Source organism: Streptomyces sp. NBC_00341, assembly GCF_041435055.1.
GTDB lineage: Bacteria > Actinomycetota > Actinomycetes > Streptomycetales > Streptomycetaceae > Streptomyces.
The window spans coordinates 7,802,035-7,826,107 of record NZ_CP108002.1 but is presented as its reverse complement, the minus strand read 5'-3'; the positions used below and the strand labels follow the sequence as shown (position 1 = coordinate 7,826,107).

Below are 24,073 nucleotides of genomic sequence, written 5' to 3'. Positions count from 1 at the left end.
TCGGGCCGATACCCGCACGACGAGGCCCGGCGCCCGCACGACGGGGCCCGGGGCCGACCCGGGCCCCCGAGCCCGCGTCCGCGCGGCGGGATACCCCGGTCGCCGCACCGCGCCAGGTCGTAGGCTGGCGGGGTCCGTGCTGTTCGGCCGGGACCCGGCCGGATCCCGCCCCCCTCCCGCGCCTCCGAGGAGCGTCCCTTGCCCCGTTCCACCCCCGATGCCTCTCACGCACGCCCCACACTGGAAGCCGTGGCGGCCCGCGCCGGGGTGTCCCGGGCGACGGCCTCCCGGGTGGTCAACGGCGGTGCGGGGGTGCGTCAGCCGCTGGTGGACCAGGTGCGCAAGGCGGTCGACGAGCTCGGCTATGTGCCGAACCACGCCGCCCGGACCCTGGTGACCCGGCGCAACGGGGCGGTCGCCGTGATCATCGACGAACCCGAGATCCGGATCTTCTCCGATCCCTTCTTCTCCCAGCACATCCGTGGCATAAGCCGTGAACTCATCACCTACGACGCCCAGTTGGTGCTGCTCCTGGTGGAGGGGAGCGGGGATTTCGACCGGGTCACCCGCTACCTGGCCGGTGGCCATGTGGACGGTGTGCTGGCCTTCTCGCTGCACACGGACGACGAACTGTCCGCGGTCATAAGCCGGTTCCGGGTGCCGACGGTCTACGGCGGGCGCCCCGGACGGCCGGGCGCCTCCGGCCCCGCGGTCCCCTACGTCGACTGCGACAACCGGGGCGGCGCCCGCGAGGCCGTACGCCATCTGGCCTCGCTGGGCCGCCGGCACATCGCGCACATCGCGGGCCCGCGCGACCAGACCTCGGCCCTGGACCGCGTCGACGGCTACTTCGACGTACTGCCGGACGGTGACCCCGCACTGGTCGCGGACGGTGACTTCACCGCGGAGGGCGGCGCCCGCGCCATGGCCGGGCTGCTGGCGAGGCGGCCGGACCTGGACGGCGTCTTCGCCGCCAACGACCTGATGGCATCCGGCGCCCTGCGGGTGCTGCGCGAGCACGGCCGCCGGGTACCGGAGGATGTGGCGCTGGTCGGCTTCGACGACATGGAGTCGGTCGCGGAGACGACCGACCCCCCGCTGACGACGGTCCGTCAGGACGTCGTCAGCATGGGCAGGTTGATGGTAAGGCTGTTGATGGACCGGCTCAACGACGGCGCCGGGGACGCCGGTCCGGTCATCATGCCGACCCAGCTGATCCGGCGCGCTTCCGCCTGATCCCGGCCTCCCGGTGGGCCGCCCGTGCCCGGCGCGCCCTCGGCAGGTAGCGCAGTCGCTCCGGCAGCAGCGGCACCACCACCCGCACCACTCCACAGAACCGCCGCAGCGCCCGCTCCTGCTCCCCGCCGAGCGGGCGGATCAGGTCCGTACGGAAGACGGAGTACTCGTCGACGCCCGCGCCGACCGCGGGATGGGCGACCTGGAGGGTGAGGGCGGCGGGCAGCATCAGCAGGGCCCGGATGTCGCCGGACAGGCTCCACAGCACACCCCCGGGCGGGGGCGGTACGGGGTCCTGCTCGCTGCTCATTCGGTGCTCCTGATGGTCGGTGCGGGCGCCCGGCCCCCGCCCGATCCAGCATGCGAACGCTTCCGACGTCACGCGCACCGGCCCCCGCCGCGCCCGGTCGCGCACCCACCCGTCCGCACTGTTGACGGGACCCGTGAAACAAGTCAATAGTATTTGTAACTTTGACTCCCAGAACAGACGACCCCTCACATCCCTTATGCATCAGGCGAGTTGGAGCATCACAACCAGGCACCACACACCGGAGCGGTCCCGCAGGGAACCGGTACACGGACAGGAGGGCGCACCATGGGCCGATACAGCCGCCTGCGCGAGATACGCCGGATGGATCCGGCGCGCGACTACGCCGAGATCCTTCGGCTGATCTCTCAGTACGAGTTCCCCTGGGACTACCGGCAGGGGGTGAGCGTCGCCTTCCTCCGCGACTACGGCGTCCCCCGGATCTCCGTACTCCTGGACCGGACCCAGGAGTTCGAACGGGCCGGGCAGAAGCGGTACGACGACACGGTGCTGATCGGGTACGAGATGGCCGCCGACGGCTTCGACTCGGAGCGCGGCCGGGCGGCGGCCCGGCACCTCAACCGGATCCACGGCAAGTACCGGATACCCAACGAGGACTTCCTGTACGTCCTGGCGACCACGGTCGTCGGACCGAAGCGCTGGATCGACCGGTTCGGCTGGCGGCCCCTGTGCCGGGTGGAGACGCAGGCGCTGACCGAGGTGGGCCGGAAGATGGCCGCGATGATGGGCATCGAGGGCGCACCGGACACCTACGAGGGGTTCGAGCGGCTGCTGGACTCCTACGAGGAGCGGATGTTCGCGTACGACCCGGCGAACCGGCGGGTCGCCAACGCCACGTTCCGGACCATGGCCGGCTGGTACCCGCGCCCGCTGCGCCCCCTGATCGCGCGCTTCTCGCTCGCCCTGCTGGACGAACCGCTGCTGCGCGCCCTGGGGTTCCGGGCGCAGCCCCGCTGGGTCCGCTCCGCGGCCGCCGGATCGCTGCGCGCCCGCTCGCACTGTGTCCGCCTCCTCCCGGCGCGGCCCCGCCGGCTGCCCTCACGTCCGCAGCCGCGCTCCTATCCGTTCGGCTGGCGGCTGGACGACCTCGGGCCGCACTGGGCGGGCAGCCGGCCCCTGGAGCCGCTGCCCGACGAGACGGCCGCCGCCTGAGCCGCCCCGCCCCACGACCGGGCGCCGCATCCCTGCGGCGCCGGTGCGCCCGGGTCAGCCGACGCCCGCCGTGCTCGGGGAGTCGCCGGGTGCGGCATCGGATGTGCTGGCGGTGAAGAGCTGGGCGAGCACGGTGTGGGCGGCGCCGGACGCGTGGTCGAACGGGCCGGTCGCGGTCAGCTCCAGCGTGGGGTGCGGCGTGGCGTTGTGGGCGTAGTGACCGCGGAACACCTGTTCCGTGCGGGCCGTGAGCGCCGGGATGTTCATCTCCGGCGTGAACGCCATGACGACGCCCTCGGGGCCGAACATCTTGGCGGCGTTGGCCGCGGCGGCGCCGAGCCGGTCCGCCGCGCTCTCGATGACGTCGTCGCCACCGGCGAGACTGCCCGGCGCCGCCCCGCGTCTCTCCATCTCACGCTCGATCCCCCAGCGGCTGGACCAGGTCTCCAGACAGTCCTCGGCTCCGCAGTGACAGGGGCGCGCGCTGCCGGTCCCGACGCGGGCGTGGGCGAAGCCGCCCGCGGTGCCATTGAAGCCGCGGTGGATGTTCCCGTTCACCACCACGGAGGCGCCCAGGCTCTCCCCGACGCTGAAGATCACGAGGTTGCGACCGCCGAGCCCCCCGTCGAAGAGCAGCAGCCCGGAGGCCACGGAGTTGACGTAGCTGTCGAGGACGACCGGGGTGTCCATCAGGGACGCCAGGCGGCGCCGGAACGCGACGTTCTCCCAGCCCATCGAGCCGCTGTGCAGCACGATTCCGCCCTGCTGGTCGACGACGCCCGACACGGCGACCCCGACGCCGACGAGCGTGGCCGAGGCCCTGCTCCCGGTCGTGGAGCGCACCGCGCGGGCGATGGTCTCGGCGGCGTCCTCCGGCCGCGTGGAGGCGAGCTGCTCCTGATGCGAGGCGACGACCTCCCCGCGCATGTTGACCAGCACCACATAGGCCTCGGTGCTCGACAGCCTGACCCCGGCCGCGAGCACCCCGTCACTGCTCAGGTCGAGCAGCCGGGCGGGCCGGCCCACAGTGCTGCGTCCGGCCTCGGCCTCCGTGAGCAGCCCGGCACCCAGGAGCCGGGCCGTGATGCCCGTGACGGTGGCCGGGCTCAGTCCCGTCTCGGCCGCGATCCGCGCCCTGGCGACCGGGCGGCGCACCCGCACGACGTCGAGAACCAGAGCTTCGTTGATCTCCCGGATCAGGGCTTTGCTCCCGGCACGTGGCTTCATGACTGACGTTTCCTCCTGGCGATCCGGCGGACGGGCACCCCTCAGGGCCCGTGGCGAGGCCCAGTGTAATTTATTCGGTCATTGACAGAAGTAAGTACGCTGATTAGCTTCCACACCATGAATGACCACCTCGGAACGGGTCAGGGGCGACATCCCCAGGGCTCGCCCATCCGGATCCACCTGAGCGTCGCACCCGGGGAACGGGCAGCGTTCTTCCCTCCGCCGACGCTCGCCGCGCTCGCCGCGCTCGGCGAGATCACCGAGAGCGAGCCGGCCGCACTGCACACGCCCGACGCGTTCGGCCGGGCCCTCGACGGCGTCCATGTACTCGTGACCGCCTGGGGGTTCCCCCGGCTCGACGCCGCCCGCCTCGCGCTCGCCCCCGATCTGCGGTTCGTCATGCACGCGGCGTCCTCGATCCACTGGCTGGTGGGCGACGACTTCTGGGCGACCGGTCTGCCCGTGTCCCAGGCGGGAGCCGCGATGGCTCCCGCCGTCGCGGAGCTCTCCCTCGGGCTGACGCTGTCGCTGCTGCGCCGCACCCACCGCCACGATCACGCCCTGCGTTCCGGCCAGGAGTGGGACGCGGCCAGGGAGACCCGGCGCGGGCGCGAGATCAGCGGGGCGCGCGTCGGTGTGGTCGGCGCCTCGCGCACCGGCCGTCACTACATCCGCATGTGCCGGGCGCTCGGCGCCGACGTACGGGTCCACGACCCCTACATCCCGTCCGGCGACCCGCTCACCGAGCTCCGTACCGGACTGGCCGAACTGCTGGCCACCAGTGATGTCATCGCCGTGCACGCACCCGCGACCCCGGAGACCCACGGGATGATCGGCGCCCGGGAGATCGCGGCGATGCGGGACGGGGCGGTGTTCGTCAACACCGCGCGGCCCTCCGTGGTGGACATGGACGCGCTGTTCGCGGAGGTCGCCTCCGGCCGGATCGACGCCGCGCTCGACGTGTTCACCAGTGAGCCGCTGCCCGTCGACGACCGCTGGCGCGGCCTGCCGAATGCCCTGCTGACACCGCACATCGCGGGCGCCACCTCGGACTCACGGCAGCGCGGCGGGCAGATCGTCGTGGAGGAGATCGGCCGCTTCCTGGCCGGACGGCCCCTGGAGCACGCGCTGACGCGCGAGGACCTGGCGAGGATGGGATGACCCGGACCGAAGCACGCAACATCCTGCTGATCCACTGCCACGATCTGGGCCGCTTCCTCGGAGCGTACGGAGTCCCCACCGTGGTCAGCCCCCATCTGGACTCCCTCGCCGCCGAATCGGCACTGTTCGAGTCGGCGTTCGCGACCGCCCCGCACTGCAGCCCCGCTCGGGCCTCGCTGTTCACCGGCACCTATCCGCAGACCAACGGCGTGCTCGGCCTCACCCACGACCCCTTCGGATGGGACCTCACCGATCCCTCGTCCCACCTCGCGAGCAGGCTCTCCGCGGCCGGTTACGGCACCGAACTGATCGGCGTGCACCACGAGTCCAGGGTGCTGTCCGACGATGTCGTCGCCGAACGGCTGGGGTTCGACCGGGTGCGTTCCGGCGGTGACCGGGACACGGTCGTCGAGCGGACCACCGAAGCCCTCGACCGGGCGGCCGCCTCCGACGCCCCCTTCTACCTCCAGGTCGGCTTCCACGAACCGCACCGCACGCCGGCGCGCGACGACCGCCCCGGCGTGATGGGCTTCCTCGGCGACACGGTGAGCCCGGACAGCTCCCTCGGGGTCACCGTCCCCGCCTACCTCCAGGACGACGCGGGCGCCCGCGAGGAGATCTCCGAACTCCAGGGGGCCGTACGCCACATGGACGAGGGCGTCGGCCGGATACTGGCCCGCCTCGACGCGCTCGGTCTGAGCGACGACACCGTCGTGGTGTTCACCACCGACCACGGACTCGCGCTGCCCGGCGCGAAGTGCACCCTCTACGACCCGGGCCTGGAGGTCGCCCTCCTCGTACGGGCACCCGGCCGCACGCGATGGCCGGGGCGCCGGGTCACGCAGATGGTCAGCCACATCGACGTACTGCCCACGCTGCTCGAACTCGTGGGCCTGCCCGCGCCGGCGGAGCTGCCGGGCACCAGCCTGGTCCCGGTCGTGGAGAGCGGTACGGCCGCACGGACGCACACCTTCGGCCAGCTCACCCACCACATCTACTACGACCCCAAGCGCTCGGTCCGCTCCGCCTCGCACAAGCTGGTCGTCAACTTCGCCAACGCCCCGCGTGCCATGGACCCCACGCAGTCCTGGGTGCGCCGCAGCCTCCCCGCCGACCTGCGGGGACCCACGGTGGAAACCAGCCCGACCGTCGAGCTGTACGACCTCGTGCGCGATCCCCACGAGCGTGACAACCGTGCGGAGGACCCTGCCTGCGCCGGTGTCCGCGAGGAACTCGCCCGCGCGCTGTCGCAGTGGATGCGCGACGTCGACGACCCGCTCCTGACCGCCCCTCCCCTGCTGGGCCGCCATGTGGACGCCCTCACCGCGCTGGCCGGCGCCGCACAACGAAAGAGAGAACGAGCATGAGCACACGACTGCTTCGCTGCGCGGCCGTCGCCGCCGCGGCCACCCTGACCGCCTCCGCCTGCTCGGCATCGGGCGCCGACGACGGCAAGTCACACGTCACCGTGTGGATGTACCCGGTCATCAAGGACGAGGCAGCGAGCAAGAAGTTCTGGGAAGGGACGGAGTCCGCGTTCGAGAAGACGCACCCCGACATCGACCTGAACATCGAACTCCAGACCTTCGACAAGCGCGACGCACAGATCTCCGCCGCCCTCGCCGCCGGGACCGGTCCGGACATCGTGCTGATCACGCCCGACCAGGCCGCCACCTACAACAAGGTGCGGGGGCTGCTGCCCGTCGACGACGCCGTCGCCAAGGAGCGCAAGGCCTTCTTCCCCGCGACCCTCAAGGCCGCCACCATCGACGGCAAGCTGTACGGCGTACCCATCTTCCAGAACATCAACACCACCGCGTACAACACGAAGATATTCGCCGACGCCGGCCTCGAACTCCCGAAGACCTGGGACGACGTGCGCAAGGCCGCGCCGGTGCTCGCCAAGAAGGGCGTCGCCGTGATGGATTACGCCGGCAGCCCGGAACAGACGCTGAACCTCTCCTTCTACCCGCTGCTCTGGCAGGCCGGGGGCCGGGTCTTCAGCGGTGACGGCAAGGATGTCGCCTTCGACTCCGCGGCGGGGGTCTCCGCCCTTCAGTTCCTCGTCGACCTCAAGAAGGCGGGCGGCCTGCCCGCCGACGCCGCCACCGAGGGCCCCGCCGTGCAGGGCGCCCCCATCGCCGCCTCCAAGGTCGCGATGCGGCCCGTCACGTCCCTGCCGGAACTGGACCAGATGCGGGCGGCACTGGGCGCGAAGAACGTGTCGCTCGGTCTGCCCCTCCAGGGCAAGGTCCGCGCGACCTACGGCAACCCTGGCCTGCTCTCCCTGACCTCCATCAGCAAGGACGAGAACCGGGACGCCGCCAACGACGTGCTCGCCTACCTGAGCTCGCCCACCACGCAGAAGTCGCTCAACGCCGCCGCTGGCAGTTTCCCCACCCGCACCGACGTCAAGGCGCCGAGCACGGGACCTGACTACCAGGTGCTGAACGAAGCGCTCCGGTTCGCCAATCCCGGTGAGTCCTCGCCCGCCGCGCGTCAGGTGATGGCGTCTCTGGCACCCGGCATCCAGGCCGCACTCGGCGGTGATCTCTCGCCGAAGGAGGCCCTGGACAAGGCGGCGAAGGAAGCGCGGGAGCTGCTCTCCCGGTCCTGACGCAGCCAGTGCAGCGAGTCCGGTCCCCGCCCGGTACCGGACTCCCCCGGTCCGTCTCTCCATCACCGATAGGTCGCCATGTCCGTGCACACCCCGAGCCATGTCTCAAAGAGCGGCAAGATACCTCCCCCGGCATCCCGGGCCCCGTCTCCGTCCCCGGGCGGTCAAGCGGCCCGGAGACGGCTCAAGCGCCGGGAGGCGATGACCGGCCTCCTGTTCGTCCTGCCGACGGTCGTCATCTTCGCCGTGTTCAAATTCCTGCCCATCGCGGGCGCCGGGGCGATGAGCCTCACGCGCTACCGCCTCAACGGGGACGTGTCGTGGCTCGGGGCCGACAACTACACGCGCCTGTCCTCTGATCCGCTCTTCTGGAAGAGCCTCGGGGTGACGGCGACCTACGTGCTGATCTTCGTCCCGCTCATCATCGTGGTCTCCCTGGCCGGCGCGCTGCTCCTGAACAAACTGGTGCGCTTCCAGGGGACGTTCCGGGCCGTGCTCTTCCTGCCGTATCTCAGCTCGTTCGTGATGGCCGGCATCATCTGGTCCTGGATCTTCGCCAGTGACGGACCGCTCAACGCGGCACTCGGCGGACTCGGCGGACTCGGCCCGGTGCCCTTTCTCTCCGGTGACCAACTGCTCGTGCTCTCGTGCCTCGCCCTGGTCTCGGTGTGGAAGGGGTTCGGCTACTCGATGCTCGTCTTCCTCGCCGGACTCAAGGCACTGCCCGCCGAGGTGCACGAGGCGGCGCGCCTGGACGGGGCGAACAGCCGGCAGGCGTTCCGGTACGTGACGCTGCCCCTGCTCAGGCCGGTGCTGTTCTTCGTCCTCGTGATCGAGACGATCACCGGCTTCCAGGTGTTCGACACCATCTACGTGATGACCGGCGGCGGCCCCAACCGGGCCAGCAGCAGCCTCATCTACTTCCTCTACGACGAGGGCTTCAAGTTCCTCGACTTCGGCTACGCCTCGGCGATCGGCATGGTCCTCTTCGCCATCGTGCTCGTCCTGTCCCTCGTACAGCGACGGTTCATCGACGAAAAGGAGACCAAGTGACCACCCCGCCGACCGCGCTGGGCCTGCGCCCGGACGCCCGCCCGCCCCGCAGGTGGCTGCCGGCCCTCGCACTCACCCTGATCTCGCTGTTCACCGTCGGACCGCTGCTCGCCGTGATCGTCCTCGCGCTGTCGCCGGAGGACGCCCCCACCCTTCCGCAGGCGATCCCCCACTCGCTGACGTTCGACAACATCACCCGCGTCTTCGAGGTGGGCGACTTCCCCCGCTGGCTGCTCAACTCCCTCGTCTACTCCACCGTCTCGGTCGTGGTCATCCTGCTCACGTCCTCCATGGCCGCCTACGCCCTGGTGCGCAAGCGGTTCCCCGGGCGCAACGCCCTGCTGTGGGCGATCGTCGCCACCCTGATGGTGCCGATGCAGGCCACCCTCATCCCGACGTTCATCCTCGTCGCGCGCCTGGACGGGGTGAACACGCTCTGGGGACTGATCATGCCGACCCTGGCCAACGCGCAGGCCGTCTTCCTCATCCGGCAGTTCGTACGCGATCTGCCCGACGAGCTGTTCGACGCGGCGCGCATCGACGGGGCGGGCGAGTGGCGCACCTTCAGCCGGATCGTGCTGCCGCTGATCCGGCCCGTGCTCGCGACGCTCGCCATCTTCGTCTTCCTGTGGCACTGGAACGACCTGCTGTGGCCGTTGGTCGTGGGCCAGACCGACGAGGCACGCACCCTGACCGTCGGACTCGCCACCCTGCACACCGAGACGGTGTCGACGGCGGGCATCATGTCCGCGGCGTGCATCAGCTTCCTGCCCTGCCTGGTGATCTTCGTCGTGCTCCAGCGGCACATCGTCGCTGGCGTCGTCTCCTCGGGGGTGAAGGGATGACGCCCGCACCGGCACCGGTACCGGCACCCGCGCCCCTGCGACTCGGGCTCATCGGCGTCGACTCGCCGCACGCGCCGTCCTTCACCCGTCTGTTCGGGGACGGTGTCACCGGCGCCGTGCCCGGCGCCACCGTGACGGCGGCGTGGAAGGGCGTGGCAGCCGCGGACTTCCCCCTCGGCCGGGACCGCGTCGACGCCCTGGCCGGCGAGGTGAGGGACCTCGGAGTTCCGCTGTGCTCCAGCCCGGAGGAGGTCGCCGAGCGCTGCGACGCGCTGCTGATCGTCGCCGCCGACGCCCGCACCCACCACGGGTACTTCACCCGGCTCGCACCGTTCGGCAAGCCGGTCTACGTGGACACGCGGTTCGCCCTCGCGCTCCGTGACGCCCACGCGATGCTGGCCACGGCACGTCACCACGCGTGCCTGCCCCTGGCCGGCTCACCGAAGCGCTTCACGCCCGAGTTCCGGCAGGCACTCGGCTCCGGCGACGTCGACCGCATCGATCTCACGGGGCCGCTGCCCACCCAGCCCGGCCACCCGTTCCTGGCCTGGTACGGAGTGCACCTGGTGGATCTGGCGGTCGCGGCCCTCGGGCCGGGATGCGTCGCGGTCGACGCCACGGACGCCCGGCGCACGAAACTGACCTGGGCCGACGGACGGATCGCGACCCTGGGCGGCGAAGCGGAGTGGTCACCGCTGACGACCGGGCACCTCAACGGCCCCGGTGGCGGAAGGGCATTCGCCATCGAGGCGGGGCCCGCCATGCTCACCGGACTGCTCACGTCGATCGTCGCGAGCTGCCGGACCGGCGTCCCGAACGTCCCCGAGGCGGAGGTCCTCGACATCGTGGCCGTCGTCGAAGCGGCCCACCGCAGCCGGCTCACCGGAGCGCCGGTGCGACTGCCCCACCGATCCGGGGAAGCGCGCCCGTGACGAGTGACGCGTCGTGCTGCGCCGCGAGCCGGGCGGCCGGTGCGCAGGCACCGCCCCTACCGGAGCCCCGGCCGGCCACGGGCGACCTCAACGGCCCCGTGGAACCGTCGCGCACCGAAATGGCCCTGCTGCCCGGCGGCAGGTTCCTGATGGGGACCGACGACGGGCAGGGCTACCCGGCCGACGGTGAGGGCCCGGTGCGTGAGGTCGAACTGGCCCCCTTCCGGATCGACACCACGGCGGTGACGAACACCGCGTTCGCGGAGTTCACAGAGGCGACCGGCTGGGTCACCCTGGCGGAGCGGTTCGGCACCTCCTTCGTGTTCTCCGCGTTCCTGCCCGAGCACCCACGCGGGGCGCGTCCCGTACCGGCGACGCCGTGGTGGTACCAGGTCACGGGCGCCGATTGGCGCCGGCCGGAGGGCCCCGGCTCGGATCTGGCCGGCCGGATGGACCACCCGGTGGTCCACGTCACCTGGCGTGACGCGCGCGCCTACGCGAGGTGGGCGGGCAAACGGCTGCCCACGGAGGCCGAGTGGGAGTACGCGGCCCGCGGCGGTCTGGTCCAGGCCCGCTACCCATGGGGCGACGAGCGCGAACCCGGCGGCGTGCACTGGATGAACGTGTGGCAGGGCGAGTTCCCCACGCACAACAGCGGTGCGGACGGCTACCTTGGGACGGCCCCCGCGGACGCGTACGAGCCCAACGGATACGGCCTGTACAACACCTGCGGGAACGTCTGGGAGTGGTGCTCCGACTGGTTCCACCCCAGCTGGCACGTCACCGGTCCGCGGACCGCTCCGGCCGGTCCGCCGAGGGGCGAGCGCAAGGCGATGCGCGGTGGCTCGTACCTCTGCCACGAGAGCTACTGCTTCCGCTACCGTGTGGACGCGCGCAGCTCCAACACACCCGACAGCAGCGCCGGCAACATCGGATTCCGCTGCGTGGCCGGCATCGACTGACTGATCGCGGCCTCTGCCCCTCAGCCACCCCGCGGGCGGTCCGCGGAACGGGTCGCGAGCAGCGGCAGCAGATAGCTCCGGGCGAACTCCCGTACCTGGGTGTCGTCGTCCAGCTCGAAGCAGCTGACGGGGTTGAGGAGGAAGGAGACGGTGATCCGGACCATCAGTTCGGCCACCGGTGTCGGATCACTGGCCGGGCCGCCCTCCGCGCGCCGGGCCTCACGCAGCCGGTCCGCCAGGTACCCGCGGATGGCGAGGAGGGCCGGTCCGCTCTCCAGGGTCAGGAACGGCAGCATGGTCTCGGGTTCGAGTCTCAGCAGACCGCCGATGAGCGGATGCTCGCGGATGTGCCGGAGCACCGCGGTGAAGCCCTCGACGAGCCGGTCCTCCGTCGTGGGCAGAGCGGCGACCGCGTCGTCCACCTCCACGAGGAAGCGCCGGTACTCACGCAGCAGGCAGGCGGAGACGAGGCTGTCCTTGTTGCCGATCCGCCGGTAGACGGTCACGCGCGACACCCCGGCCCGTTTGGCGACGTCGTCGACGGTGGAACGGCGCAGCCCGAAGGTCATGAACTGCTCACGCGCGGCGTCGAGGATCTGCTCGCTCAGCGCGTCGGAGGGCGGCGTACCGTCCAGCGCCCGGGCCAGCAGTGCCTCGTCCGTGCTCCGTGCGGCCATGGGACCTCCCCGCTCTGTGCCGGTTCGGGTCCACCATAGTGGCGCCGCAACAGAGAGCTCCGTCCTGTCACTCTGTCGCTTCCGCGTCAGTCGAAGTCGTACACCGTCACCTCGATCCCCCGGCTCAACAGCCGCTGCTCCAGCAGGGGTTCGATCCGGGACCACTTCCCGCCGGCCAGTCCGCAGCCGATCCGCGGCATATGGACGGAGGCCCCCAGCTCAAGGGCTCGGTCGGCCACCGCGCCCAGCGCTGTACCGATCGCCTCGTAGCGCACCGGCACCCCCTGGCTGCCGGTGCGCATCCCCCGCTGGCCCACCATGTTCGCCACCCAGACGTACGGACTCACCCGGACGAACTGGACGGCGCCGAGCCCGAAGTCGTTGCCGGCCCGTTCGCGGTGCCAGGTGCGGTACCGGGCCTCCGGTTCGGGCCAGCGGCGCGAGACGGCGAGGACGAAGCCCTTGCCCCAGCCGCCCAGGTCGTTGCAGACATGGGCGATCAGCTTGACGCCCTTGCCCTGCGGTGCGGTGGCGTCCCCCCGTACGTAAACGATCTCGGTCATCGCACCAGCGTACGAGCGCGCACTGACAACGGGCGGGCGGCGCACCCGTCCTGCCGGGGGCCGGGCTCCGCTCCTGCCGGGGGCCGGGCTCCGCGGGGAGGCTCGTCCGGGGCTGCTTCACCGCTCGTCGGCCGTCTCCAGAATCGCGCGGAGCCGTGACAGGCACTCGCGGGCGAAGGCGGGAAAGGTATGCCAGTAGTACGGCATCCCGCTGATTCCGACGGCGACGGCCCATGCGCGGGCGCGCAGCCACGTGAGGTCGTCGAGGCCCATCGCGTCCCAGTACGCCTGTCGGGCCTGGGGTGGAAAATCCCACAGGGGCGCGTGCTCGGCGTCGGGGAAGCCGATCGACAGGGCTCCGAAGTCGATGACCGCGTGCAGCCTGCCCCGGTGGACCAGAAGGTTGGTGGGTTTGAGGTCGCCGTGCAGCCACACCTGCCGGCCGGAGGGCTCGGGCAGTTCGAGCGCGCTGCGCCACAGGTCCCGCAGGCGTGCGAGGTCGAGGTCGAGGCCCTGGATCGACCGGCAGTCGTCGAAGTACCCGCTGACCGACCGGTCACAATCCCGCAAGCCACCTCCGCGGTACCAGCTGAGTCCGCCTTCACGAGCGGCTCCCATGAGGGGGATGGAGTGCAGCTTCCGCACGACCGCCGCCAGATCCGCCCCGAAGAGGGTCCAGTCGGTGACCGTTCCCGGGCCGGGCTCCTCGCCGTCGATCCAGCGGTAGACCGACCAGGCGAGCGGGTAGGCGGAATTCGGGGAGCCGGCGTGCACCGGCTCCGGGATGCGGCAGGGAAGATGCGGTGCCAGCCGAGGCAGCCACGTCTGTTCCTTGCGTACCGCCTCCGCGTTGTCCGCGGTGCGCGGCAGCCGTACGAGCAGCTGCTCGCCGAGCCGGTACATCGTGTTGTCCGTGCCCGCACCGGCCGGCGAGACGGGGAGGGCGGCCCATTCGGGGCGCTGCTCCCGCAGCAGCTCCCGGACGACGGCCTCATCCGCGTCGATCTCGTTCTCATGAAGTGTCACGGCGACAGCCTGGTGCGCGGGCTCCGCCGCCGCCAGTGAAATTACCTCGCGCTCCGCCGTCGCCGGGGCACTTTCACAACAGTGGTGAGACAGCAATACTGTTGAACCTGATCGACGCACACGCCCGGCAGTTCATCCGCGGGGTCGGACACGAGGAGCAGAGATGGCGACCGGGACACAGGAGCCGACGCTCACGGTCGACGAGCTGGCCGCTCGCGCCGGGGTGACGGTGCGCACGGTGCGCTTCTACAGCACCCGGGGGCTGCTGCCCCCGCCGGTGATCGGTCCGCGCCGGGTGGGGCACTACGGGCACGACCACCTCTCCCGCCTCGCGCTGATCGAGGAGCTCCAGCACCAGGGCATGACGCTCGCCGCGATCGAACGCTACCTGGAGCAGCTGCCGCCCGATCTGAGCGCCCAGGACCTGGCGATCCACCGGGCGCTGGTGGCCTCCTGGGCGCCGGACTCGGCGGAGGACGTGACCGGGGCGGAGCTGGAACGCCGGGCGGGGCGGTCGCTGACCGGGCAGGACCTCGACCGGCTGGCCGCGATGGGGGTGCTGGAACGGGCCGATCCGGGCGAGGCCCCCTACCGGGTGGATCCGGGGCTGCTGCGGCTCGGGGTGGAGCTGCTCGACGTGCCGATCGCGCACGAGACGATCCTGGCCGCCCGTACGGTCCTGCTGGAGCACACCCGCTCGGCCGCCCAGGAGCTGACCCGGCTCTTCCGGGACGAGGTGTGGAGTCCGTACCGCGAGCGGGAGTCGGACCCGGAGCACGTCAAGGCGATGAAGTCGCTGTCGGCGCACATGCAGCCGATGGTGCTCCAGGCGCTGGTGACCGCCTTCCAGCGGTCACTGAAGGAGGAGCTGCGGGCCGCGTTCACCGCCGAGTGACGGTGAACGCGGCGCGCGGAGGCCTCAGTCGTGGAAGGTCTCGCCCTTCTCCGCCTTCGCCACGAGCAGCGCGGGCGGCAGGAAGCGGTCGCCGTACCGCTCGGCGAGCTGCTGGGCGCGGGCCACGAAGCCGGGCAGGCCGCCCTCGTACCCGTTGATGTACTGGAGCACGCCGCCGGTCCACGGCGGGAAGCCGATGCCCATGATGGAGCCGATGTTGGCGTCCGCGACGGTGATCAGGACGTTCTCCTCCAGGCAGCGGACGCTGTCCAGTGCCTCGGAGAAGAGCATCCGCTCCTGCATGTCGGTGAACGAGATGTCCGTGTCCGGCTTCGTGCTGTTCCCACCCGAGGGACGACCCCCGGAGCCTCCGAAGTGCTCGCGCAGGCCGGGCCAGAGGCGGGTGCGCTTGCCGTTCTCGTCGTATTCGTAGAAGCCCGCGCCGCCGCTGCGGCCGGGGCGGCCGAACTCGTCGACCATGCGGTCGATGACCGAGTCCGAGGGGTGGCCGGCCCAGCTGCCGCCCGCCTCCTCGACGGCCCTGCGGGTCTCGTCGCGGATCTTGCGGGGCAGGGTGAGCGTCAGCTCGTCCATCAGGGAGAGCACCTTGGCCGGGTATCCGGCCTGGGCGGCGGCCTGTTCGACGGAGGCGGGCTCGACGCCCTCGCCGACCATCGCGACGCCCTCGTTGATGAACTGGCCGATGACGCGCGAGGTGAAGAAGCCGCGCGAGTCGTTGACGACGATCGGGGTCTTCTTGATCCGGCGGACCAGGTCGAAGGCGCGGGCCAGGGCCTCGTCGCCGGTCTTCTCGCCCTTGATGATCTCGACGAGCGGCATCTTGTCGACGGGCGAGAAGAAGTGCAGCCCGATGAAGTCGGCCGGGCGCGTGACCCCTTCGGCCAGGGCCGTGATGGGCAGCGTGGAGGTGTTGGAGCAGAGCAGCGCGTCGGGCTCGATGATGTCCTGGATCTCCTGGAACACCTGGTGCTTGAGCGCGGTGCTCTCGAAGACGGCCTCGATGACGGCGTCGCAGCCCGCGAGGTCGGCCGGGTCGCCGGTCGGGGTGATGCGGGCCAGCAGCTCGTCGCGCTTGGCCTCGGTCGTACGGCCCCGGGACAGCGCCTTGTCGAGCAGCTTCTCGCTGTACGCCTTGCCCTTGGCGGCGGCCTCCGTGGAGACGTCCTTGAGCACGACGTCGATCCCGGCGCGGGCGCAGGAGTAGGCGATGCCGGCGCCCATCATCCCGGCGCCGAGCACGGCGACCTTGCGGACCTGGCGCTCCTCGATGTCCTTGGGGCGGCTGGCACCGGAGTTGACGGCCTGGAGGTCGAAGAAGAATGCCTGGATCATGTTCTTGGAGACCTGGCCGGTGACCAGCTCGGTGAAGTACCGGGCCTCGATGGTCAGGGCGGTCTCGAAGTCGACCTGGGAGCCCTCGACGGCGGCGGCGAGGATGTTGCGCGGCGCGGGCATCGGGGCGCCGTTCAGCTGCTTCTTCAGGTTGGACGGGAAGGCGGGGAGGTTGGCGGCGAACTTGGGGTTCGACGGGGTGCCGCCGGGGATCCGGTAGCCCTTGACGTCCCAGGGCTGCTGGGACTCGGGGTTGGCGTCGATGAAGGCGTGGGCCTTCGCCAGCATCTCCTCGGCGGTGGCGGCGACCTCGTGGACCAGGCCGTTCTCCAGGGCGCGGCGCGGGGTGTACTGGGTGCCCTGGAGGAGGACCTTGAGCAGCGCGTCCGCGATGCCCATGAGGCGTACGGTGCGGGTGACGCCGCCGCCCGCGGGGAGCAGGCCGAGGGTGACCTCGGGCAGGCCGATCCGGGAGCCGGGCGCGTCGAGGGCGACGCGGTGGTGCGAGGCGAGGGCGATCTCGTAACCGCCTCCGAGGGCGGCCCCGTTGATGGCGGCGACGACGGGCTTGCCGAGGGTCTCGATGCGGCGGAGCGACCTCTTGATCGCGGTGCCGGTGTCGAAGGCGGCCTGGGCGTTCTCCGGGCCGACCTTGATCATGTCCTTGAGGTCGCCGCCCGCGAAGAAGGTCTTCTTGGCAGAGGTGTAGATGATGCCCCGGATGGTGTCCTTCTCGGCCTCCGCGCGGTCGGCGACCGCCGCGATGGAGTCCTTGAAGGCCTGGTTCATCGTGTTGGCGGACTGGTTGGGGTCGTCGAGTACGAGGGTGACGACGCCGGTCTCGTCCTGTTCCCAGCGGATGGTCGTGCTCTCGGTCATGTGTCTGTCTTCTCCGTAGGAAGGGGAACGGTCAGAGACGCTCGATGACGGTGGCGACGCCCATGCCGCCGCCGACGCACAGGGTGGCCAGGCCGTAGCGCTTGTCCTGGCGCTCCAGTTCGTCGATGAGGGTGCCGAGGATCATCGCGCCGGTGGCGCCGAGCGGGTGGCCGAGCGCGATGGCGCCGCCGTTGACGTTGATCTTGTCGAGGGAGAGCCCCATGTCCCTGGCGAAGCGCAGGACGACGCCGGCGAAGGCCTCGTTGATCTCGACGAGGTCGATGTCGTCGATGGTGAGCCCGGCCTTGGCGAGTGCCTTGCGGGTGGCGGGCGCCGGTCCGGTGAGCATGATGGTGGGCTCGGAGCCCGAGACGGCCGCGGAGACGATCCGGGCACGCGGCGTGAGGCCGTACCGCTCCCCGATCTCCTTCGAGCCGATCGCGACCAGGGCCGCGCCGTCGACGATGCCGGAGGAGTTGCCCGCGTGGTGGACGTGGTCGATCCTCTCCACCCAGTGGTACTTCTGGAGTGCCACCGCGTCGAAGCCGCCCATCTCGCCGATGCCCGCGAACGACGGCTTGAGCGCGGCGAGGGAGTCGGCCGTGGTGCCGGGCCGCATGTGCTCGTCGTGGTCGAGGACGACGAGACCGTTGCGGTCCTTGACGGGGACGACGGAACGGGCGAAGCGGTTGTCCTTCCACGCCTCGGCGGCCCGCTCCTGCGACAGCGCGGCGAACTCGTCGACGTCGCGGCGCGAGAAGCCCTCGATCGTCGCGATGAGGTCGGCGCCGACACCCTGCGGCGCGAAGCCGGTCTCGTAGTTGGTCATCGGGTCCATCGCCCACGCGCCGCCGTCCGAGCCCATCGGCACCCGGGACATCGATTCGACGCCGCCCGCGAGGATGAGGTCCTCCCAGCCCGAACGGACCTTGGCGGCGGCCAGGTTGACGGCTTCCAGGCCCGATGCGCAGAAGCGGTTCTCCTGGACGCCCGCGACCGTGTCGGGGAGGCCGGCCGCGATGGCGGCGATGCGGGCGATGTCGGAGCCCTGGTCCCCGAGCGGGCTGACCACGCCGAGGACGATGTCGTCGATGGCCGCCGGGTCCAGGCCGGGGAAGCGGCCGCGGAGCTCGTGGATCAGTCCGACGACGAGGTCGATCGGCTTGGTGCCGTGCAGGGCGCCGTTGGCCTTGCCTCGGCCGCGCGGGGTGCGGATCGCGTCGTAGACGAATGCTTCGGTACTCAAGACAGCTGCCTTTCGGGGGTGGTTTTCGGCCCGGTGAGGGGGTCGGGTCTTTTCGTTTCGACCGGGCCGGATCAGGCGAGCAGCGAGCGGCCGATGATCTCCTTCATGATCTCGGTCGTTCCGCCGTAGATGGTCTGGATGCGGCCGTCGGTGAACGCCTTGGCCACCCGGTACTCCGTCATGTAGCCGTAGCCTCCGTGCAACTGGAGGCAGCGGTCGGCCACCCGCTTCTGGAGTTCGGTGGCCCACCACTTGGCCATCGAGGCGTGCACGGCGTCGAGTGTCCCCTCCGAGTGCTCGACGATGCACCGGTCGAGGAAGGCGCGGGTGACGGCGCACTCGGTGGCCATCTCCGCGATCTCGAACCGGATGTGCTGGAGCTTGGAGAGCGGCCGCCCGAAGGCCTCTCGCTCCTTGACGTACTCGGTGGTGATCTCCAGCAGGTGCTCGGCCGCGGCGATGCCGGCGACCGCGATGCCCATCCGCTCCTGGGCCAGGTTGGTCATCAGGTGGATGAAGGCGCCGTCCGGCTCGCCGAGGAGGTTCTCCTTGGGCACGCGGACGTCGTTGAAGAACAGCTCGGCGGTGTCCTGGGACTTCTGGCCGATCTTGTCGAGGTTGCGGCCGCGCTCGAAGCCCTCCGTACCGCGCTCGACGACTATCAGCGAGAGCCCCTTCGCGCCGCCCTCCGGGGTGGTCTTCGCCACGACGACGACCAGGTCGGCCAGGATGCCGTTGGAGATGAAGGTCTTGGAGCCGTTGAGCAGCCAGTGGTCGCCCTTGTCCTCTGCCGTGGTGCGGATGCCCTGGAGGTCGGATCCCGCGCCCGGTTCGGTCATGGCGATGGCGGTGATGATCTCGCCGCTGCAGAAGCCGGGCAGCCAGCGCCGCTTCTGCTCCTCGGTGCCGAGGCCGGTGAGGTAGGGGCCGATGATGTCGTTGTGCAGGCCGAGCGCGAGCCCGGGGGCGCCGGCGCGGGTGAACTCCTCTGCGAGCACGGCGCTGAAGCGGAAGTCGGTGTTGCCGCCGCCGCCGTACTCCTCGGGCACCGCGAGGCCGAGGAGTCCCTGCCGGCCGGCCGCGCGCCAGGCCTCGCGCGAGACGATGCCGTCCTTCTCCCACTGCTCGTAGTGCGGGAGGACCTCCTTGGCCAGGAAGGTGCGGACGGCCTCGCGGAACGCGTCGTGCTCTTCGGTGAAGATCTGCCGCTGCATCAGTCGGTGGTGTCCTTCCGGGTGGTCCGCAGGGCCGGTACGTCCCAGTCGGCGGCGACGGCCTCCGTGTCGGCGCCCGGCAGGGCCGGGCCGCTGTGCACGGCGGCGGGCGTGGCCGAGAACCGGGGCGCGGGCGCGGGCTGGGTGAGTCCGCCGTGCTCGACGAAGGTGGCGCGGGCGGCGAGGTGCGGGTGGTGCGGTGCCTCGCGGAGCGAGAGGACGGGCGCCACGCAGGCGTCGGAGCCGGTGAACACCTCGGTCCACTCGGCGCGGGTGCGGGTACGGAAGCGGGCGGCGACGACCTCGCGCAGTTCGTCCCAGCGGGAGATGTCGCCGCGGTCCGGCGCCGTCTCCGCGATGCCGAGGAGCTCGGTGAACTCGGCGTAGAACCGCTGCTCCAGCGGGCCGACCGCCATGTACTCGCCGTCGGCGGTCTCGTACGAGCCGTAGAACGGGCAGCCGCCGTCCAGCAGGTTGGAGCCGCGCCGGTCCTGCCAGCCGCCGGCCGCGAGCATCCCGTGGATCATCATGGCGAGATGGGCGGTGCCGTCGACGATCGCCGCGTCCACGACCTGGCCCGAGCCGCCGGGGGTGCGGGCGTGCTGGAGGGCGGCGAGGACGCCGACGACGAGGTACAGCGAGCCGCCCGCGTAGTCCCCGAGCAGGTTGGCCGGGACGGTGGGCGGCTCGTCCGGCTTCCCGATCATGGAGAGGGTGCCGGTGAGGGCGATGTAGGCGATGTCGTGCCCGGCCCGCTCGGCCAGCGGACCGTCCTGGCCCCAGCCTGTCATCCGCCCGTAGACGAGGCGTGGATTGCGCGCCAGGCAGGCGTCGGGGCCGACCCCCAGCCGCTCCGCGACGCCCGGCCGGTAGCCCTCGATCAGGATGTCGGCGCGTCCGGCCAGGTCCAGGACCGTGTCCGGGCCGCTCTCGGCCTTGAGGTCGACGAGGACGGAGCGCTTGTTGCGGTTGGTGAGGTCGTGGGCCGGATCGATGCCGAGCCCGGCGCCGCCGGGCCGGTCGACCCGCACCACGTCGGCGCCCAGATCGGCCAGGAGCATCGCGGCGAACGGACCGGGCCCGATGCCCGCCAGCTCGACCACCCGTACTCCGGCGAGCGGGCCCCGGGGGCCGTGCGCACCGTTCCCTGCTGTTGCCATCAAGCCCCCAGCGGTATGACACAACTGATGTAACACCGATGATGCTAAGAACGGACCGCGCTCCGCACAACCCTTTCGGCCGAGCAAGCGCTTAGAGGGTCCGGCAATTGGGGGGCGGCGTCGCGGGGCCGAGCACGCCCATCTGCGGCGTTGCCGTCAATCAACAACGCTCCGCGTTGCCTCGATCCTCCGCCTTGCGGCTGCACGCACCCGGCCCCGCTCCTTCACCCGCCCCCCAATTGCCGGACCCTCTTTAGTTCTTTTCGGCCGATCTTCCACCACGAATCCCTCCCGGCCGCACACCGCCACGTCCGCCTCGGCTAACCTCTGGCTGCTACATCGGCGCCGGCCCGTGCGGAGGCACTCGTGAACAGGCAGAGCGGGGCACAACGCCCCTATGACGTAGTCCTCTTCGGCGCCACGGGATTCGTGGGAGTCCTCACCGCCGAATACCTGGCCTCACACGCGCCGGAGGGCTGCCGGTGGGCCCTGGCCGGTCGCAATCGCGCCAAACTGGAGCAGTTGCGCAATCACCTCACCTCCCTCGATCCCGCCTGCGCGGACATCCCCCTGCTGCACGCCGACGCGGACGACACCGGATCGCTGCGCGAACTGGCCGAGTCCACCCATGTGGTGGCCACGACGGTCGGCCCGTACATCTGGTACGGCGAGAAGCTGGTCGCGGCCTGCGCGGAGGCGGGGACGGACTACACGGACCTCTCCGGCGAGCCGGAGTTCATCGACCGGGTCTACCTGGAGCACGACACACGGGCGCGCGAGACCGGCGCCCGGATCGTGCACGCGTGCGGCTTCGACTCCGTACCGCACGACCTCGGCGTGTACTTCACGGTCCAGCAGCTGCCCGAGGGCGTGCCCCTGCGCATCGACGGTTTCGTCCGCAGCAACGCGGCCTTCTCCGGCGGTACGTTCGCCTCCGCGCTCAACACGATGAGCCGCGGTCCCCAGATGGTGCGCGCCGCGCGGGAGCGCCGGCTGCACGAGCCGCGCCTGGTCGGCCGCCGCGCCAGCGCACCGCTCGGCGGACCGCGCTTCAGCACGGAGACCGGCACCTGGGCGCTACCGCTGCCGACGATCGACGGGCAGCTCGTGAAGCGCTCCGCCAGCGCCCTGCCCCGCTACGGCCCCGACTTCCGCTACCGCCACTACGCCTCGGTCAAGCACCTCCCGGTGGCCCTGGGCGGCACGGCTGCGATGGGCGCCCTGCTGGGCGCGGCGCAGGTCCCGGCCGCGCGGGCCTGGCTGATGAGCCGGTACGAGCCCGGCGCGGGCCCGGACGCGGAGCGCAGGCACCGCAGCTGGTTCACGGTCCGGTTCGTCGGCGAGGGCGGCGGCCGCCGGGTGTTCACCGAGGTGTCGGGCGGTGATCCGGGCTACGGGGAGACGGCCCGGATGCTCGCGGAGGCCTCGCTGTGTCTGGCGCTGGACGAGCTGCCGGCGGTGTCGGGGCAGGTCACGACGGCCGTCGCGATGGGCGACGCGCTGGGGGAACGTCTCCGGGCGTCCGGTCTGCGCTTCCGGGTGGCGGCGGTCCGCTGACGCGCCGCGGCGGCCGGGAGGGGCAGCACTAGAAGATCCAGGAGGCGAGTGTGTAGAGCATCGCCCCGGCCCAGACGAACGCCACCGCACCCCCGATCAGCATGCCCGCCTCGGCTCGGCGCCGGATGGGATGAAGGGGTGCGGTTCGGGTGGGTGTGCGAGGTACGTTCATGTGTCCAGAGTGCCGACCATGATCGTCGAACGCTATCCGTACGGATACTCAGACGCCCTCGCCGCCGCCCGCACCGCCCTCAGCCGGTCGCCTCGCGCAGTGCCCGCCGGCAGAGCGCGTCCGCCCGGCGGGTGGTCTCGGGCTGGCGGAAGTCCCGGGCGAGCAGCAGGGTGTGCGCGCAGGCGTTGTCGAGGCCGGTGCGGTGGCCGACGGAGACGAACACCGGTTTGGTGCCGTCCTGGGTGCGCAGCGCCCGGCCCACCTCCTCGTCCCCGTCGAGCAGCGGCGAGCAGTCGCCGCGACGCGGTCCCGGCTGTTCGTACGAGAAGGTGAACGGGTTCTTCGCCACGCCGATGACCGGCAGCCCGGTGAGCACCCCCAGATGACTGGCGAGCCCGAAGCGGCGCGGGTGGGCCTGCCCGTACCCGTCGCAGACGACGAGGCCCGGGTCGACCGGCAGGGACTCCAGCGCGGACAGCACCGTGGGGATCTCGCGGAAGGCCAGGAGTCCGGGCACGTACGGAAAGGTGACCCGGCCGGCGGCGGTGGACTCGGCCACCACGTCCAGGGTGGCCGCGTCGAGCACGACGGCCGCGGCCACGACGACATCGCGCTCGTCGTCGTAGGCGACGTCGACACCGGTCACCCGGCCGGTGCCGGGCGGCGGCCCCGGTTCGTCGAGCACCACCCGGGCGCGCAGGGAGTCCTGGAGGGCGCGGGCTGCGGCCTCGTCGGCGGGCATCTCAAGACGTGTCATGGTGCCGACCAGTTTAGGAGCTGCCCGGCGCATGACGGCCGAGGGGAGGGGTACCTGACCTGCCGTAGCCACCCCGCCGCTCCCGTAGCCTGGAGATCATGTTCGTACTCGAGCTTTCCTACGCCGCCCCGCTGGACCGTGTCGACGCGCTGATGAAGGATCATGCCGGCTGGCTCGACACGCAGTACGCGGCCGGGGTGTTCATCGCCTCCGGGCGCAAGAACCCGCGGGACGGCGGAGTGATTCTCGCGGTCGGGGAGGACCGGGCCGAGATCGAGCGGCTCGCGGCGACCGATCCGTTCGCCGTGCACGGTGTCTGCGTGTACCGGATCACGGAGTTCCTCGCGACCAGGACATCGGACGCCCTCGCGCCCCACCGTCAGCAGGTGTGATCGCGCCGCTCGGGGTCAGGTGAACGGTGGGCGGCGGGCGGTGACGCAGCTCACGCGGTCCCCCGGTGCACGGATCGGCGGCATCCGTCGTCTGTATCAGTGCCGGGAACCCGTTCATCCGGTCGTGAGAGGGAGCAGGTCTTGTCCATCGTTATCGAGCAGTCCGTACAGGCCCGCATGGTGGCGTCCGCTCCGCAGATGGAGACGCTTCCCGCCGTCCTGAGTTACGCCCGCACGGACCCCTTCGCGATCCGCATGGCCTTCCCCGCACCCGCGACGCTGGAGGGCACCGAGGTGTCCTGGGAGTTCTCCCGGGAGCTGCTCGCGGAGGGCATGGACGTACCGGCGGGCGTGGGTGACGTACGGATCAGGCCCTTCGGGTACGACCGTACGGTGCTGGAGTTCCACGCCGCGGAGGGCATCGCGATGGTGCACGTGCGTACCGCGGAGCTGCGCCGGTTCCTGCGGCGGACCCAGCAGCTGGTGCCCGTCGGCGGGGAGCACCGGTTCCTGGACCTGGACCGGAGCCTGACGGATCTGCTCGACGGCTCCTGCTGACTCGGCCGCCGGTAATTCGTTTGCCGGTCCCCCGGGCCGGGCGTAGCGTCTGCGGTGTCCTTGTCGTCGCCGATCGGAGTAGGACGTTGCTCGTCTGAGGTCTTGAGACAC

The 24,073-nt window shown here is 71.2% G+C and carries 23 protein-coding genes and 1 pseudogene; 13 read left to right on the top strand and 11 right to left on the bottom strand.

What is annotated here, in order from left to right; translation table 11 throughout:
- Window positions 1-198 precede the first annotated feature (198 nt).
- The gene (locus OG892_RS34980; RefSeq protein WP_073734403.1) at window positions 199-1,236 is read left to right on the top strand and encodes a LacI family DNA-binding transcriptional regulator; all 1,038 of its coding nucleotides are present in this window, start codon (window positions 199-201) and stop codon (window positions 1,234-1,236) included.
- Between the two features lie 103 nt (window positions 1,237-1,339).
- Here OG892_RS34980 and OG892_RS34975 read toward each other — a convergent pair.
- Window positions 1,340-1,546, bottom strand: a pseudogene (locus tag OG892_RS34975) (oxygenase MpaB family protein); the annotation flags it as partial.
- A 285-nt stretch (window positions 1,547-1,831) separates the two neighbouring features.
- Between OG892_RS34975 and OG892_RS34970 the strand changes: the two are divergent.
- Complete coding sequence (locus tag OG892_RS34970; protein WP_371631190.1) at window positions 1,832-2,716, top strand: oxygenase MpaB family protein; 885 nt, start codon at window positions 1,832-1,834, stop codon at window positions 2,714-2,716.
- 54 nt (window positions 2,717-2,770) lie between these two features.
- Here the strand turns inward: OG892_RS34970 and OG892_RS34965 are convergent, their stop codons facing one another.
- Entirely contained in the window at window positions 2,771-3,943 is a 1,173-nt protein-coding gene (locus OG892_RS34965) for an ROK family protein (RefSeq protein ID WP_371631189.1), read from the bottom strand.
- Between the two features lie 117 nt (window positions 3,944-4,060).
- On the opposite strand from OG892_RS34965, the gene OG892_RS34960 reads away from it, so the two are divergent.
- From OG892_RS34960 to OG892_RS34930, 7 genes are all read left to right on the top strand, one after another.
- Window positions 4,061-5,104: a hydroxyacid dehydrogenase gene (locus OG892_RS34960; RefSeq protein ID WP_371631188.1), complete on the top strand. Its 1,044-nt coding sequence runs from the start codon at window positions 4,061-4,063 to the stop codon at window positions 5,102-5,104.
- Window positions 5,101-6,471, top strand: coding sequence for a sulfatase (locus OG892_RS34955; RefSeq protein ID WP_371631187.1), 1,371 nt, complete (start codon window positions 5,101-5,103; stop codon window positions 6,469-6,471). Before OG892_RS34960 ends, OG892_RS34955 begins: the two co-directional genes overlap by 4 nt.
- Window positions 6,468-7,721 (top strand): extracellular solute-binding protein, encoded by a 1,254-nt coding sequence (locus OG892_RS34950; RefSeq protein ID WP_073734398.1) that lies wholly within the window; start codon window positions 6,468-6,470, stop codon window positions 7,719-7,721. Before OG892_RS34955 ends, OG892_RS34950 begins: the two co-directional genes overlap by 4 nt.
- 201 nt (window positions 7,722-7,922) lie before the next feature.
- Window positions 7,923-8,774 (top strand): carbohydrate ABC transporter permease, encoded by an 852-nt coding sequence (locus tag OG892_RS34945; protein WP_242436610.1) that lies wholly within the window; start codon window positions 7,923-7,925, stop codon window positions 8,772-8,774.
- Complete coding sequence (locus OG892_RS34940; protein WP_079193312.1) at window positions 8,771-9,619, top strand: carbohydrate ABC transporter permease; 849 nt, start codon at window positions 8,771-8,773, stop codon at window positions 9,617-9,619. Before OG892_RS34945 ends, OG892_RS34940 begins: the two co-directional genes overlap by 4 nt.
- Window positions 9,616-10,551 (top strand): hypothetical protein, encoded by a 936-nt coding sequence (locus OG892_RS34935; protein WP_371631186.1) that lies wholly within the window; start codon window positions 9,616-9,618, stop codon window positions 10,549-10,551. The genes OG892_RS34940 and OG892_RS34935 overlap by 4 nt, the downstream gene beginning before the upstream one ends.
- On the top strand, window positions 10,548-11,513 hold the full coding sequence (locus OG892_RS34930) for a formylglycine-generating enzyme family protein (RefSeq protein ID WP_371631185.1): 966 nt from the start codon (window positions 10,548-10,550) through the stop codon (window positions 11,511-11,513). Before OG892_RS34935 ends, OG892_RS34930 begins: the two co-directional genes overlap by 4 nt.
- 20 nt (window positions 11,514-11,533) lie before the next feature.
- Here the strand turns inward: OG892_RS34930 and OG892_RS34925 are convergent, their stop codons facing one another.
- The 3 genes from OG892_RS34925 to OG892_RS34915 form a co-directional block, all read right to left on the bottom strand.
- Window positions 11,534-12,190 (bottom strand): TetR/AcrR family transcriptional regulator, encoded by a 657-nt coding sequence (locus tag OG892_RS34925; protein WP_327340043.1) that lies wholly within the window; start codon window positions 12,188-12,190, stop codon window positions 11,534-11,536.
- Between the two features lie 86 nt (window positions 12,191-12,276).
- Window positions 12,277-12,753 (bottom strand): macro domain-containing protein, encoded by a 477-nt coding sequence (locus OG892_RS34920; protein ID WP_328695009.1) that lies wholly within the window; start codon window positions 12,751-12,753, stop codon window positions 12,277-12,279.
- Between the two features lie 117 nt (window positions 12,754-12,870).
- Entirely contained in the window at window positions 12,871-13,779 is a 909-nt protein-coding gene (locus OG892_RS34915; protein WP_371631184.1) for an aminoglycoside phosphotransferase family protein, read from the bottom strand.
- A gap of 163 nt (window positions 13,780-13,942) precedes the next feature.
- Between OG892_RS34915 and OG892_RS34910 the strand changes: the two genes are divergently transcribed.
- Window positions 13,943-14,674 (top strand): MerR family transcriptional regulator, encoded by a 732-nt coding sequence (locus OG892_RS34910; protein ID WP_073734392.1) that lies wholly within the window; start codon window positions 13,943-13,945, stop codon window positions 14,672-14,674.
- A gap of 24 nt (window positions 14,675-14,698) precedes the next feature.
- Here the strand turns inward: OG892_RS34910 and OG892_RS34905 are convergent, their stop codons facing one another.
- The 4 genes from OG892_RS34905 to OG892_RS34890 all read right to left on the bottom strand — a co-directional run bounded on the left by OG892_RS34905 (window position 14,699) and on the right by OG892_RS34890 (window position 20,526).
- A complete protein-coding gene (locus OG892_RS34905; protein WP_371631183.1) occupies window positions 14,699-16,906 on the bottom strand; it encodes a 3-hydroxyacyl-CoA dehydrogenase NAD-binding domain-containing protein in 2,208 nt (735 codons plus the stop codon).
- A 31-nt stretch (window positions 16,907-16,937) separates the two neighbouring features.
- On the bottom strand, window positions 16,938-18,152 hold the full coding sequence (locus OG892_RS34900; RefSeq protein ID WP_327340039.1) for an acetyl-CoA C-acetyltransferase: 1,215 nt from the start codon (window positions 18,150-18,152) through the stop codon (window positions 16,938-16,940).
- Window positions 18,153-18,223: 71 nt separating this feature from the next.
- Entirely contained in the window at window positions 18,224-19,366 is a 1,143-nt protein-coding gene (locus tag OG892_RS34895; RefSeq protein WP_371631182.1) for an acyl-CoA dehydrogenase family protein, read from the bottom strand.
- Entirely contained in the window at window positions 19,366-20,526 is a 1,161-nt protein-coding gene (locus OG892_RS34890) for a CaiB/BaiF CoA-transferase family protein (protein ID WP_328864626.1), read from the bottom strand. The genes OG892_RS34895 and OG892_RS34890 overlap by 1 nt, the downstream gene beginning before the upstream one ends.
- Before the next feature lie 366 nt (window positions 20,527-20,892).
- Between OG892_RS34890 and OG892_RS34885 the strand changes: the two genes are divergently transcribed.
- The gene (locus tag OG892_RS34885) at window positions 20,893-22,083 is read left to right on the top strand and encodes a saccharopine dehydrogenase NADP-binding domain-containing protein (protein WP_328864627.1); all 1,191 of its coding nucleotides are present in this window, start codon (window positions 20,893-20,895) and stop codon (window positions 22,081-22,083) included.
- 28 nt (window positions 22,084-22,111) lie between these two features.
- Here the strand turns inward: OG892_RS34885 and mmpA are convergent, their stop codons facing one another.
- Window positions 22,112-22,255, bottom strand: coding sequence for a morphogenic membrane protein MmpA (mmpA, locus tag OG892_RS34880; RefSeq protein ID WP_199884340.1), 144 nt, complete (start codon window positions 22,253-22,255; stop codon window positions 22,112-22,114).
- 79 nt (window positions 22,256-22,334) lie between these two features.
- Window positions 22,335-23,012: an endonuclease V gene (locus OG892_RS34875; RefSeq protein WP_073734386.1), complete on the bottom strand. Its 678-nt coding sequence runs from the start codon at window positions 23,010-23,012 to the stop codon at window positions 22,335-22,337.
- A 98-nt stretch (window positions 23,013-23,110) separates the two neighbouring features.
- Between OG892_RS34875 and OG892_RS34870 the strand changes: the two genes are divergently transcribed.
- Together OG892_RS34870 and OG892_RS34865 are read left to right on the top strand one after the other, a co-directional pair.
- Entirely contained in the window at window positions 23,111-23,404 is a 294-nt protein-coding gene (locus OG892_RS34870) for a YciI family protein (RefSeq protein WP_073734385.1), read from the top strand.
- Window positions 23,405-23,545: 141 nt separating this feature from the next.
- On the top strand, window positions 23,546-23,962 hold the full coding sequence (locus OG892_RS34865) for an SsgA family sporulation/cell division regulator (RefSeq protein WP_371631181.1): 417 nt from the start codon (window positions 23,546-23,548) through the stop codon (window positions 23,960-23,962).
- Window positions 23,963-24,073: the final 111 nt, after the last annotated feature.